This window comes from Pseudomonas sp. UMAB-08, from assembly GCF_900095225.1.
Taxonomy (GTDB): Bacteria; Pseudomonadota; Gammaproteobacteria; order Pseudomonadales; family Pseudomonadaceae; genus Aquipseudomonas.
The window spans coordinates 241,031-254,538 of the sequence record NZ_LT607418.1; the positions used below are offsets into that span (position 1 = coordinate 241,031).

At 58.8% G+C, this 13,508-nt stretch carries 13 protein-coding genes; 9 read left to right on the forward strand and 4 right to left on the reverse strand.

Annotation, left to right across the window (positions count from 1 at the left end; translation table 11 throughout):
• The 3 genes from K0F75_RS10970 to K0F75_RS10980 all read right to left on the reverse strand — a co-directional run.
• Nucleotides 1-1,636, reverse strand: a 1,636-nt coding sequence (locus tag K0F75_RS10970) for an acetate--CoA ligase family protein (protein ID WP_257604316.1), incomplete at its 3' end; no start/stop codon positions are given.
• A 30-nt stretch (nucleotides 1,637-1,666) separates the two neighbouring features.
• Nucleotides 1,667-2,818, reverse strand: coding sequence for a thiolase (locus K0F75_RS10975; protein ID WP_219061881.1), 1,152 nt, complete (start codon nucleotides 2,816-2,818; stop codon nucleotides 1,667-1,669).
• A complete protein-coding gene (locus K0F75_RS10980; RefSeq protein WP_219061882.1) occupies nucleotides 2,815-3,201 on the reverse strand; it encodes a Zn-ribbon domain-containing OB-fold protein in 387 nt (128 codons plus the stop codon). Before K0F75_RS10980 ends, K0F75_RS10975 begins: the two co-directional genes overlap by 4 nt.
• A gap of 157 nt (nucleotides 3,202-3,358) precedes the next feature.
• On the opposite strand from K0F75_RS10980, the gene K0F75_RS10985 reads away from it, so the two are divergent.
• Nucleotides 3,359-4,147, forward strand: a complete 789-nt coding sequence (locus tag K0F75_RS10985) for an IclR family transcriptional regulator (RefSeq protein WP_219062041.1) — start codon at nucleotides 3,359-3,361, stop codon at nucleotides 4,145-4,147.
• 212 nt (nucleotides 4,148-4,359) lie between these two features.
• Here the strand turns inward: K0F75_RS10985 and K0F75_RS10990 are convergent, their stop codons facing one another.
• Entirely contained in the window at nucleotides 4,360-5,598 is a 1,239-nt protein-coding gene (locus K0F75_RS10990; RefSeq protein WP_219061883.1) for an OprD family porin, read from the reverse strand.
• A gap of 264 nt (nucleotides 5,599-5,862) precedes the next feature.
• On the opposite strand from K0F75_RS10990, the gene K0F75_RS10995 reads away from it, so the two are divergent.
• From K0F75_RS10995 to K0F75_RS11030, 8 genes are all read left to right on the forward strand, one after another.
• Nucleotides 5,863-7,059, forward strand: coding sequence for an acetyl-CoA C-acetyltransferase (locus tag K0F75_RS10995; RefSeq protein WP_219061884.1), 1,197 nt, complete (start codon nucleotides 5,863-5,865; stop codon nucleotides 7,057-7,059).
• Between the two features lie 13 nt (nucleotides 7,060-7,072).
• Nucleotides 7,073-7,933: an alpha/beta fold hydrolase gene (locus tag K0F75_RS11000; RefSeq protein WP_219061885.1), complete on the forward strand. Its 861-nt coding sequence runs from the start codon at nucleotides 7,073-7,075 to the stop codon at nucleotides 7,931-7,933.
• 33 nt (nucleotides 7,934-7,966) lie between these two features.
• Nucleotides 7,967-8,857 (forward strand): MBL fold metallo-hydrolase, encoded by an 891-nt coding sequence (locus K0F75_RS11005; protein WP_219061886.1) that lies wholly within the window; start codon nucleotides 7,967-7,969, stop codon nucleotides 8,855-8,857.
• Between the two features lie 91 nt (nucleotides 8,858-8,948).
• Nucleotides 8,949-9,872, forward strand: a complete 924-nt coding sequence (locus K0F75_RS11010) for a LysR substrate-binding domain-containing protein (protein WP_219061887.1) — start codon at nucleotides 8,949-8,951, stop codon at nucleotides 9,870-9,872.
• Nucleotides 9,873-9,996: 124 nt separating this feature from the next.
• Complete coding sequence (locus tag K0F75_RS11015; RefSeq protein ID WP_219061888.1) at nucleotides 9,997-11,049, forward strand: cyclase family protein; 1,053 nt, start codon at nucleotides 9,997-9,999, stop codon at nucleotides 11,047-11,049.
• 21 nt (nucleotides 11,050-11,070) lie between these two features.
• A complete protein-coding gene (locus K0F75_RS11020; protein ID WP_219061889.1) occupies nucleotides 11,071-11,772 on the forward strand; it encodes an SDR family oxidoreductase in 702 nt (233 codons plus the stop codon).
• A gap of 204 nt (nucleotides 11,773-11,976) precedes the next feature.
• Complete coding sequence (locus K0F75_RS11025) at nucleotides 11,977-12,681, forward strand: 3-oxoacid CoA-transferase subunit A (RefSeq protein WP_219061890.1); 705 nt, start codon at nucleotides 11,977-11,979, stop codon at nucleotides 12,679-12,681.
• The gene (locus tag K0F75_RS11030) at nucleotides 12,678-13,385 is read left to right on the forward strand and encodes a 3-oxoacid CoA-transferase subunit B (RefSeq protein ID WP_374028626.1); all 708 of its coding nucleotides are present in this window, start codon (nucleotides 12,678-12,680) and stop codon (nucleotides 13,383-13,385) included. The genes K0F75_RS11025 and K0F75_RS11030 overlap by 4 nt, the downstream gene beginning before the upstream one ends.
• Nucleotides 13,386-13,508: the final 123 nt, after the last annotated feature.

Sequence of the window (13,508 nt, forward strand, 5' to 3'; positions counted from 1 at the left end):
CAGATTTATGCAGGATGTCCGCCGAGGCAATTTTCATGACCACCGGGTAACCGATTTGCTCGGCGTAGCGCTCAGCCTCCTCTACCTTCTTCAACACACGCTCCGGTACGCTGGCGATGCCAAATTCCGCCAGCAGCGCCTTGGAATCTGCTTCGCTCAGGGTCCCGGCGGGCAAACTCAGTGGCGTCAACGTTGGCCGCGTAGGCAAAGGACGAGCAAAGGCATCGCCCAGCCGCCCCATGGCATGTATTGCTGTGACGGCTTGGGTCGGATCCTCGAACAGGACGAACCCTTCTTTTTCATAGGGCACCACCTGCTCGGCATCCCCAATCAATGACATCACGAACAGGATGTCGGGATGGGCGTCCTTGACCTTCTTGAATTCGGCGCATAACCGCGGAGCAATGGAGGGAACTGTCCCCGCCTGACTGAAGAACGCGATCACCGATTTATAGCCGCCGTCAGTGATCAGGCTTTCGGTGAAGCTGCTGGCCAACGACAGGTCATTGAGCACATGCGCTGTGAAGTCCACCGGGTTGATCGGCGAGCAAAACGCCAGTTTTTCCTTCAAGACGGCTTGAGCGGCATCGGGCATCGGCGGCATAGGCAGGCCAAGCTCTTCGGCCGCGTCACTGACGATAATGCCGGCCCCACCGCTGATGGTGACCATGCCCAGGCTGTTGCTGACCGGGTAGATTCGCCGGGTCGCGGTATACGCCATGTTCAGCAACTCGGCGCTGCTGTCGGCGCGGATCACGGCGTAGTCGCGGAGCACTGCGTCGAATACTTTGTCATCGCCCGCCAGTGATGCGGTATGGGATAACGCCGCACGTTGGCCCAAGGCGCTACGCCCGACTTTCTGCAGAATGATCGGCTTGCGTGCCTTGTGGGCAGCTTCAAGGGCGGCAATGAAGTTATCGACGTCACGCACTGATTCGGCATAGGCCATGACCACGTCAATTTCAGGGTTTTCCACCAGCCAGCCAATAGACTCGCCCAAGGTGATATCCGCTTCATTGCCGGTCGCGACCATGATCGGTGTGCCCAGCCCACGAGCACGCGACAGCCCCAGCATGTGCGCGGCATAAGCCCCCGACTGGGAAGCGATGCCGACTCGGCCCGGCAACGGAAAGCCTCGCTCAAGGCCCGAGGCAAAGCTGCCGTAGTAGCCAATGTTGGAGTTGAACACCCCAGCAGTATTAGGCCCGAGCAGTCGCATGTTCCAGCGCCGAGCCTCGGCGACGATGGCCTCCTGCAAAACAACCCCGTCGCCGCCGACCTCACTGAAACCGGAAGAAAATATCAGCGCACTGCGCGTCCCTCGCTGCCCCAGCGCCCGAACGGTGTCCAGCACTTGCGCCGCCGGCAAGGCGATGATTGCAGTGTCCGGTGTCTGTGGCAGCGCCTCGATACTGGCATAGGCCTGAATACCCTGGACTTCTTCGCGGTTAGGGTTGACCGGCATCAGCAGGCCCTGAAACGCCTGACGCAGAATGTACGAGATGGGGCGACCGCCGATGCGTGTCGGATCAGAGGACGCTCCAACCACCGCCACGGAACGTGGCTGCAACAGAGACGTCAGGCTTTCGAAGCGTGACGGGACGGCATTCGTTGCATGATTATTTTTATCTTGCATGCTGTGCACCTTATTGATTGTTCGCAGGGATCAGAGCGTCGCGGCGCTGCCGAGAATGGCTGTAACCTGGCTGGACAACGTCCCTCCGTTGCCATGCAGCAAGGCGATATCGACTTTGGGCAATTGCCGCTCACCTGCATCGCCGCGGATTTGCTGGACGGCCTCGATGATCAAAAACATGCCGTACATGCCTGGATGCATGCAGGACAGCCCACCGCCATTGGTGTTGACGGCCAGTTCACCGCCAGGAGCGATACGACCGTTTTGCACAAACCGACCGCCTTCACCCTTAGGGCAAAAGCCGAGGTCTTCGAGAAACAGGAGGGTATTGATGGTGAAGGCGTCGTACAGCATTACCAGGTCGATGTCGGCGTGGGTAATACCAGCCATTTTCATCGCTCGGGGGCCACTTTCAGAGGCAGCTGTGACGGTCAGGTCGGGCATGGCGACAATCGAACGGTGCCATTGCGCACCTGCCGCACCCAGGAAATAAGCCGGGCTGTTCGACGAGTCCCCTGCCCGCTCAGCGCGAACCATAATGCAGGCCCCGCCACCGTCGGTGACCAGGCAGCAATCGGCGGTGCTCAAGGGGTCGCTGAGCATTCGTGCGCTCATCACCTGATCGATGCTCAACGGACCACGGGCGCATGCCTGCGGATTGAGGTTGGCCCAGTGACGCGCCGACACGGCGACTTCCGCGAGCATTTCGCGAGTAGTTCCGTATTGATGCATGTGCCGGCTTGCCGCCAAGGCATAAGCCGAGATCGGGTGGCGCGGCTGATACGGCGTCTCGTGCCACTGCGCCTCGCTCATCGAGACCAATCGCTTGCCCGCGCTGCTCTGATTGGAGCCGTAGCAAATCAGCGCGACATTGCAAAGACCTGCTTGCAAGGCCAATGACGCTTGCAGCAGGTGCATCTGAAAACTCGAACCGCCTACATTAGTGCCGTCAAAAAACGTCGGACGGATGCCCAGGTATTCGGCCACGGATAAAGTCGGGAAAGCGTGCGAACTGCTGGCTGCAAACAGCCCGTCAATCTCAGAAAGCTGCACGCCAGCGTCCTTCAAGGCGCTGATCGTGGCCTGCCCCAACAACTCAAGGGCACTGTAGCCGGTAGCAATGCCGACGCCAGCCTGACCGATACCGATTATGGCGGTTTGCCCCCGCAGCGAACCGCTCATGGCTGCACCTGATCAATCTGCCGAAACACCACTGCCTTGACCCCATCGAGTTCGGCAATATGCGCCTGCAAGCGACAACCAATCGGGGCGGTTTCGCAGTCAACAATCCGCGACATCATGCGCGGCCCCTCATCAAGGTCAACCAAGGCGATGTTGTAGGACCCGGCGCGGGAACGGTTCACCGTGATTGCATACAGGGTGCCCAAGCCACTGGCCGGCACCCATTGCAGATCAGTTTCACCACTGCCCGGCACGAGGACGCGCGGATAAAACACGTGACGGCCTGTGCTTGGACTCAATTGCAGCATGAATCGCCCCTCATCGAGGAACGCCTGATACTCTGCCTGCGGCCCTGTCGGGGCGTTGACGGATGTTTGGCTCATGGATCCTCCTGCTTATTTTTATTGATTCAGGTGCACCTTACGGCCCTGGGCGAACCTTGGAGGCGGTTCACGCTTATTTCTGGCCGTTGACTGGCGAGAATTAAAATCTAGAATACATTCACAATGGTGAATGTCAATCCGAATACTGAATATGAAAATAGAAAAAGAAAGCACCACCACGATTGTGAGCACCCCCGCCCCCAAAGAAGTCGGCGCGGTTGTCAACGCCATCCAGATCCTCCGTCACCTCGCGCAATGCACTGAGCCCGAAGGCGTAGCAGCTATCGCCAGGGCAACCGGCGTCAGCCCCAGCAGCGCCTTCAACATCTTGCGCACACTGACCCATGAACAGTGGGTCTCCTTCAATGACAGCGGCAAAACCTATCGCTTGGGACTAGGCCTTTCCGAGCTGGCAGTGAGTTTCATAGGCCACAGCTATGCAGACCTGATCCAGCCGGAACTGGAACGGCTAAGCCTCAATCACCGCATCATGGCGATACTTTGGGAAGTAACAGGTGACAACCATATTCGTGCCATAGCCCGCGCAATCCCGGCCGTCGCGCACGTTGATGTCAGCATTAACACCCGCCTGCCTGAGCTGCTGGGTGCCAGCGGGCGCTGCATTGCAGCCCTGCGCAATCTGCCCGAAGACGAGCTGCGCCGACGTTTTGCACGTCTACACTGGGAAAATCCTCCGAGCTTTGACAGCTACCTGCACGAAGCCCGTCTGACCTTACAGACCGGCTGGGCCATTGATGAAGGCAACCTGTATCGGGGCGTCAGCCTGGTCGCCAGCGCCGTCACCGACCACCACGACCAACCTCGTTTCGTGATTTCTGGCATTGGCATCAGTGCGCAGTACGACCGAGCACAGTTGGAAGCCATGGGCCAAGCCCTAAGCAGTGCATCAGCGTTTATCAGCCGAGCATTGTTTCCGGCGAAATAGCACTGATGGTTCCGAATAGTAAATAGCATTCACAATTAAGTTCTGACTTCTGGCCCTGCCTGTAACAGCCAGGCGAACTGCCTGGCTCATATCCTGCCCATGGCGCGGGTCATGTCTAATCGACTGACGGGCGGGCAACGGGGCTGTACCGTTAAAGAAGCACCCGGTACGGGTGGTCCTTTAACGGCTTAAATGGAGCGCGGTTAATTCAGTTATTTGAACGCATAGGTATACGACAGGATCAGCCGGTTTTCGTCGAGGTCTCCTAGCGCATCGGAGCGCACCATAGCGTTGCGCCAGCGCATTCCGACGTTTTTCAGCGGTCCACTCTGGATGACGTAGCTCACGTCCAGATCGCGCTCCCATTCTTGGGCGTTGCTGCCCGCCACCTCAAAACCATCACCTCGCAAATAGCGCGCAAGAAAGGTCAGGCCCGGCACACCAAATGCGGCCATGTTCACATCGTAGCGAGCTTGCCATGAGCTCTCCTGAGCGCGGGTGAAGTCGAGGATTTGCACCACGTTTGCGACGTTAGGGTCGGCATCCTGCAAGAAGGGAAGCGGTGAACGACCACGGTTATCCTGGTAGCCGACCCGCCAGGTATGCCCTCCCAGGTTGGCTGATAACAGCACCGAAGTCAGTCCGCTGTCGATCTTTCCTGCCCGCTGGGCTCCCGCCTCGGAGGAATCGAAGTAACCCAGGTTGCCACCCAGCGTCCAGCTGCCAAGTGTTTGAGTGGCCAGCAGGCCGTAGTAGTTCTGCTGGTAGACATTCTCCAGTTCCGCCCGCCAAAAAGAGGCCGTCAGCTGAGGACCGAACGTATAGGCCGCACCGGCGTAATCGAAACGATCACTGCTGGCCGAATAGTTGCCCGTCCTCAGGTCATCATGGTTACCGCTGGAGTTGCGATAGTTGACGCTGCGAAACTGCCCGACATCAATCATCAGATTGTCCACGTCGTTGGACGTCAGGGCGAAACCATTAAAAAACGGTGGCAACAGCCGCGCATCGCTGGACAACACTACGGGAGACTTCGGCATCAAACCACCGACCTTGAGTTCGGTTTTCGACACTTTTGCCTTGAACACCCCCGACAGATCGCTGTACTCGTCGGGCCCAGCGTTACCGAAGGCGTTAGGCAACAAACCAGTGCCCGCGCGAGCGTCTGATGAGTCCAGCTTTACCCCTAGCGCGGCGTACAGGTCCAGGCCAAAGCCAATCGGACCTTCGGTGTAGCCTGATTTGGCATTGAACATGAAGCCCTGCGCCCATTCCTCGCGCTTGGACTGAGGCGCATTGTCTTGGCGAAAATCACGGTTGAAGTAGAAATTGCGCAGGCTGAGCGTGGTGCTGCTGTCGCCGAGAAAGTCAGCGTGGGCGATACAAGGAAGGGCCAGGATTGGCGCAATGCAGGTAAGTGCGCACGCGTGCGCCAGGGGAAGCTTTTGCATAGGGGTGGTTTCCGATAATTGTTTTTATTAGGTCGCCACGGCGTCGGACGCCCAGGGCAAAGCCAGCATGGGCAGCCCGTTACAGATTGGGTATTGGGATTTGCTTAAGCGGCACTTGCGCAGAGGAAAACACACACCCGCAAAGGGCTGTGGTTAAGCAGTACGAAACGCAGCCTTTTGCTAAACGAAATTGTGTGTCAGCCCAACCACCGCCATGCTGGTTTGAACCTGTCGCACACGCCCATAATAAAAGGTACTAGCGTGATGAAAGACGCTTTGATCGTGTCGCCCCTTAGAACGCCCATCGGCAAATTTGGCGGCGCCCTCGCCTCGCTGACTGCTGACCAGCTAGCGGCTACCGTGATTCGTACCCTGGTGAGTCGCCTGAACATCGCTCCTGACTCGCTGGATGAAGTCATTGTTTCCCAGTCTTACGCCAACAGTGAAGCGCCCTGCATGGGCCGTTATGCTGCACTGCTGGCCGACCTGCCCATCGAGGTGCCGGGTTACACGCTTGACCGACGCTGCGGTTCGGGCCTGCAGGCCATCGCCGATGCCGCGATGCGCATCCAGATAGGCCACGCCGAAGCTGTCATGGTCATCGGCGTCGAAAGCATGAGCAACATCGAGTACTACAGCAACGACATGCGCTGGGGCGCGCGGGCTGGCAGCGTGAAAATGCACGACCGCCTGGAACGAGGCCGTGAGCGCTCACAACCCGAGGCGCGTTTTGGTCGCATCTCGGGCATGCCGGAGACCGCTGAAAACCTGGCCCGCGATTACAATATTTCTCGTGAAGAAGCTGACCGATTCGCCGTGCGCAGCCACTTGAATGCCGCAACGGCGTGGCGCGAAGGGCGTTTTGCCGATGAGGTCATTGCTCTTGACGTACCGCGCAAACGTGGCGCAAGCGAACGCGTGAGCATGGACGAAGGCATCCGCGCCGACGCCAGTGTAGAAAGCATGGCAAGCCTGCGCACACTGTTGCCCGACGGGGTTTGCACGGCAGGCAACTCCAGCCAGCAAAATGATGCCGCTGCCGGTTGCCTGGTGGTGTCCCGCGAATACGCAGCACGTCATAACCTGCAACCGATCGCCCGGCTGGTGGACTGGTCCTCGGCGGGCTGCGACCCGGCACGCATGGGTATCGGTCCGGTCCCTGCCGTCGCCAAACTGCTTCAACGCACAGGTCTGAGCCTGGCCGACATGGGCCTGATCGAGGTCAACGAAGCATTTGCCGCACAGGCGCTGGCGGTCTTGCGCGCCTGGGACATTCAGGATATCGAACGGGTCAATGTCAACGGTTCGGGTATTTCTTTGGGGCATCCGATTGGCGCTACCGGCCTGCGCATCATGACCACCCTGCTCCATGAAATGCGCCGACGCGGTGTGCGTTATGGTCTGGAAACCATGTGCATCGGCGGCGGCCAAGGTATGGCCGCGATCTTCGAGCGCGTTTGAGCGAGGCAGCGACATGAATTGGGTGAAGGTAAACGACCATGTGCTGCGCTATGAACTGGGCCCCACGACCGGGCCTGTGCTGGTATTGATTCATGAAATGGGCGGCGCCCTGGAGAGCTGGGACCAGGTCTGCACCCTCCTCCAAGGGAAGTTCCAGCTATTGCGCTATGACGTACGCGGCTCAGGGCTTTCGGAAAAAATTGTCGGCGAAATCGACCTCGATGCACACATCCACGATCTCGCTGCATTGCTGGACACGCTGCAGATCAAGGGTCCCCTGGCATTGGCCGGTGTTGCGGTGGGCGCAGCCATTGCCATTCGTTTCGCGGCCCTTTATCCCGAGAGAGTCAGCCACCTGATCGGATTGGCGCCTGCCTGTGGAGTGGCGCCCACAGCCCGCGAGGCCACCCTGGAGCGCGCCAACACGATTCGCCACGAAGGCTTGAAAGCACTGATCCCGGCGCTGCTGGACAAGACCTGGCCCGCGCCGTTACGGACTGACGCGGCAGCATTCGAGCGTTTCAGCCTGCGCTGGCTAAGCGCGGACCCACAAAGTTTCGCCGCTATCTTCGCCATGCTTGCGCGCATGGAGCTTGAGGATGACCTGCTGCGCTTGCCACTCCGCACACTGCTGATCGCAGGTGAATATGATGGTTTGCGCCCGATCGAGGAAATCAATCGGCTCGCGGGATTTGCCAACCATATCGAAGCGCTGCAAGTGGCCTCGGGGCATTTTATGCCCGTACAGAGCCCGCTCTGGGTCAGCGCCCTGCTTGAGCAATACATCCTTGAGGACCGTGCAGGGGCCGAAATTTATCTCGCTTTCATGGCCAACCCTGAACACCGGGTCGCCGCCAGCGGGCACGCCGCCTAGCTGAATCCTATAAGAGAAAAGAGGAAAAACACCATGATGCAGTCACGCATGATCGGCGATATCAAAGTCACCCGTATCCTGGAATACGCAGGGCCGACCCACGATCCCGCCTTCCTGTTCCCCTCTATCGACCGCAGCGTGCTCGACGAGCACCAACAACTGATGGCACCTAATCACTGGGTGCCGCACATGAATAAATTGATCGTGACAATCCAATTCTGGGTGGTCCACGCCGGCAACAACATCATCGTCGTTGACACAGGTGTCGGAAATTTCAAGCCGCGTGCGGGCATCCCCCGGATGAACATGCTTAATACCCTGGTGCGTGAATGGATGATCGCCGCTGGAGCGGCTCCGGAAAAAGTGACCCATGTCGTATTGACGCATCTGCACGCCGATCACGTCGGCTGGAACACCACATGGCAAGACGGACGCTGGGTCCCGACCTTCCCCAACGCTCGTTACTACATTCCCAAGGAAGACTTCGTGTTCTGCAAGGAAGGCAAGAATAAGGAACCTGGCGTCATCGACGTGTTTGGCGATTCGTTCTTTGACAGCGTGATGCCGATCATCGACGAAGGGCTTGGGGTAATGATTGAGCCGCCGCAGGAAATCGCCGATTGCCTGGTGGTCGAACCTGCGCCAGGACACAGCCCTGGGCAAGTGGCATTCCGCGTACGCTCTCGCGGTGAGGAAGGTCTGTTCTGTGGCGACATTTTGCACAGCCCTATTCAGATCGTGCGTCCAGACGTGAATTCCGGTTATTGCATCTGGGAAGATACGGCTCGCAATACGCGAATGGAGTTCCTTAACCGTGCCGCTGATCGGGAAGCGCTAATCATGCCGGTGCACTTTGGCGAGCCACACTGCGGTTATATCCGGCGCCAGGGCGATGGCTTTCGCTTTGAGCCGGCGCAGTGGTAAACCCTTGTGCTAGACGCTGCCGTTCGCGCATGGACAGGGGGTGGCGACTGCCATTACCTTGGGTCATCTCTGACCAAGAAGTAAAACAATAATGGCGACCCATTTTGATATCACCGATTTCCGCCTGTTCATCAACATTGCGGAAACCAGCAGCCTGACTCGAGGCGCCGAGCGTTCGTTTCTCTCGGTGCCCGCGACCAGCAATCGCATCAAAAACCTTGAAGACAACCTGGGCATGCGCCTGCTGGAACGCTCACCTCAGGGCGTGACCCTGACCAATGCCGGCAAGACCTATTTGCAACATGCGCGAGTGATCCTCGCGCAGTTGGCATTGCTCACAGGCGATCTCCAGGAATATGCCATTGGCCTTAAGGGCCAGTTGCGATTGCTGGCCAATACCACAGCCATCACCGAATACTTGCCACCGGTCGTGGGCGAGTACTTGAAGACCCACCCGGACGTGCACATCGACATGCGCGAGCGCCTCAGCGACGACATTGTGCGCAGTATTCGCGATGGCGGTGCCGACCTCGGGATCGTGTCTGGCAGTGTCGTCACCGACGGGCTGCAAAGCGTGCCGCTGGTGTCCAGCCGCCTGATGGTTATTGCCCCGCTCGGACATCCGATATTGGCCAACAACGAGGTGTTTTTCAAAGAAGCCCTGCAATACGCCTTCGTCTCGTTACTCGAAGGCAGCGCGATCCATGTATTCCTCAGTCGGGCCGCCGCCGCGCTGCACACGCCGTTGACGATTCGCGTACAGGTGGCGAGCTCCGATGCGATTTTCCGGATGGTCGAAGCCGGTGCCGGAATCGCCATCGTACCCCAGGCCGGTTTTACCCGGCTCAAAGGCCAGCAAAACATTGGCTCGTGCGCCCTGCTCGATCCTTGGGCGGTCCGCACCTTCCAGCTGTGCGCACAGGATTTTGACGGGCTTTCGTCGTTCGCCCGAGACTTCGCCAACAGCTTGATCGACTGGTGCCACGCCTCGGACAGCGCAGCCCCGGCGGCGTGAACGGCGCTTGATGCCGCGCGATAGAACACAGAATTGCTCGCGCTACGCGAGCCTGAGAGACGGAGGCTCAAAGCCTTTGGACGGCTGACGGCAGCCTACGATTCATAATAAAAAGGAAGGCCGCATGACCCATCAACGCTGGAAACATCGTCCCGAAGGCTCGAACTGGGGGGATTTTGGCCCCGACGATCAGAAGGGCCGACTCAACCTGCTCACCGCCGACAAGGTTCTGCAGGGCATCGCCGAGGTCCGCGAAGGTCTGGCTTTCTGTTTGAGCCTGCCGCTGGACTACCCGGGCGGCAACGCCATGAACGTCAATCGCCGGCCTCCGATTCTGCGTCCCCTGCTGCGTAAAGGCGGGGTCAACATGAATTATCAGTACGACCGTATCCAGGCTGGCCGACCCGACGTGCTGAGCGACGATCTGGCCATTCTGCATTTGCAATACTCCACCCAGTGGGACGCCCTCTCTCACGTTGGCGCCCTGTTCGACGCCAACGGCGACGGCGTGGCTGAGCCGCTTTATTACAATGGCTACGCGGCGGGCATTGATATCGTCGGCCCCAGCGATATCGCCGATTGTGGCTTTGAAGGCGAAATCGCCCCGCACAGCACCTCATGCGCCCATGCCCTGGGCATCGAACGCATGGCCGAAACCTGCGTGCAAGGCCGTGGTGTGATGATCGACCTGCACCATCATTACGGCGATGCTCGTACCCATATTGGCTATGACGAATTGATGTACGTGCTCGATGCTGATCAGGTAAAGGTCGAACCTGGCGATATTGTCTGCCTGCACACCGGTTACGCCGACGCGGTGCTCGGGATGAACAAACAACCGGACACCCAGGTCCTGGACTCGCTCGGAGCGGTGCTCGACGGTAATGACCAGCGTCTGCTGCAATGGATCACTGACAGCGGATTGGTCGCTATCGCTGCCGACAATTACTCGGTGGAAATCTTTCCTAACGGGCAGGGTGATGGCTGTTGCTCTGTCATGCCGCTGCATCACCACTGCCTGTTCAAGCTGGGGGTTCACCTTGGCGAACTGTGGCACCTCACGCCTCTGGCCAACTGGTTACGCGCCCACCAGCGCAATCGTTTTCTGCTGACCGCCCCACCCTTGCGCCTGCCGGGCGCCGTGGGTGCACCGTTGAATCCTGTCGCAACAGTCTAGAGCCACTTAAGGAGCACACTTATGTCCAGAGAACGAGTACTGATTACCGGGGGCGCCTCAGGTATTGGCGCAGCGATTGTTGAGCGTTGCATTAAAGACGGCTTCGAACCGGTGATTATCGACCGCATCGGAGAAGGCCTTATTGCTGACCTTAGTAATGTGAAAGCTACCGCCCACGCGCTAGAAGAAGCGCTTGCTGGCGGCCCTATCACCCGGCTGGTCAACAACGTCGGCATGGTCTGCCCCAACAGCGCGCAAGAGCAAAGCCTTGAGGAGCTGGAGCAGGTATGGGCGCTCAACCTGCGCTGCTCGCTGCAGTGCATGCAGGCCCTATTGCCCGGCATGAAACAGGCTGGCTTCGGGCGCATCCTCAACATGTCTTCTCGCGCAGCCTTAGGCAAAGAGCTACGCAGCGCCTATGCCGCGACCAAGGCCGGATTATTGGGTATGACCCGGGTCTGGTCGCTGGAGCTGGGCCGCTTTGGTATCACGGCCAACGCTATTGGTCCTGGCCCCATTCGCACTGAATTGTTCGAGCGCGCCAATCCACCCGACAGCCCTCGCACGCAGGCCATCATCGATTCGATTCCAGTCAAGCGCTTAGGCATGCCGGACGATATCGCCCAGGCTGCCGCGTTTTTTCTAGACGCCCGAAGTGGCTTTGTGACCGGTCAAGTGCTGTACGTCTGCGGCGGAATGACGGTCGGCGTTGCAGGCGTTTAAAGCCCTCGTCGAACGGCTGTTAATCACTGGTTAATCAAGCCTTCCGAAGACCGAAATTGTGACTGCTGGCCGCCTTGGGCAAGCTGATCAAACCAGGAAATCGAAGCGTCCAGGCCACGCACCCGACGCCTCGACTGCCTGGATCCCGCCTTTATCCCGACGTTGGACGATAACGGTGGAAGATCTCAAAACAAGGACCTATCCATGATCGACAAGCTTTCCAACAGCGTACAGGCGGCTCTGGCTGATATTCCCGATGGGGCCACCATCGCCGTGGGCGGTTTCGGCGGTGCGGGTATGCCCGACGACTTGATTGAGGCGCTGATCCACCAGGGCGCTCGCAACCTTACGCTCGTCAGCAATAACGCGGGCCAGGGAGATACCGGCCTTGCTGCATTGCTCAAGGCTGGGCGTGTTCGCAGGATTCTCTGTTCCTATCCACGCATGACCGGTTCCCACGTTTTCGAAACCCTGTATCGCGCTGGAAAAATCGAACTGGAAATAGTACCCCAAGGCAACCTGGCCGAGCGCTTGCGCGCCGCTGGCTGCGGTATTGGCGCGTTTTATACGCCCACCGGCTTTGGCACGTTGCTGGCCGAAGGCAAGGAAACCCGCACTATAAAGGGCCGTGATTATGTTCTTGAGTATCCGATCCACGTCGATTACGCCTTGATCAAAGCCGAGGCAGGTGATCGTTGGGGCAACCTGGTGTATCGCAAGACAGCACGTAACTTCGGCCCGGTCATGGCCATGGCGGCAAAAAACACAATTGCCTCCATCGAGCGCTTCTGTGAACTGGGCGAATTGGACCCCGAGACCATCGTAACGCCGGGGATCTTCGTTAAGCACCTGGTGCTGCGCCGCGACCCGACCGATGAACCAGCGACACTTCTAAAACAAGCGGGATGATTGGTATGGACAAGAATGTACGCATTGCCATGGCGCAGCGAGTCGCCCGAGACATCACCGAAGGCTCTTACGTCAACCTTGGAATTGGCTTGCCGACCTTGGTAGCAAACCATCTACCGTTGGATAAAGACTTCTTTCTGCACAGTGAAAATGGCGTACTGGGACGCTGGCAGGCTGCCGCGCCTGGCGAAGAAGACTGGGACATGATCAACGCGGGTAAAGAACCCATCGAGCTCGCCCCTGGCGGTGCTTTTTTCCACCATGCCGACTCCTTCGGGATGATGCGCGGTGGGCATCTGGATGTCTGCGTATTGGGCGCATTCCAAGTGTCGGCCACCGGCGATCTGGCCAACTGGCACACCGGCGCACCGGATGCGATTCCGGCAGTGGGTGGCGCAATGGACCTGGCCATCGGCGCCAAGCGGGTCTTCGTCATGATGGAACACCTGGGCAAAGACGGTCGCAGCAAGTTACTGCCAGCATGCACCTATCCATTGACCGGGCTGGGTTGCGTGAGCCGTGTTTACACCGACCTGGCAACGATGGATATCACCGCCAACGGCGTAAAAGTGCTCGAGTTGATCGGTGACATCACGCCACAGGCATTACAGGACATGACACAAGTGCCGCTGGACTTCAGCGCGGTGCTCCTGCCCGTGAAAAAGTCATCGACCCACAGCGCTCTAGCGGCCCTAAGCAAATGAACAGCGAGCGCCGCTGGGACCAGCGTGATCTCACCGAATTGCTGACCCTGGAACCGGCGGGCCAGCACAACTGGCGCAGCTATGCCTATGACACCAATGCCAACGGTCGGGTCTATGGTGGCC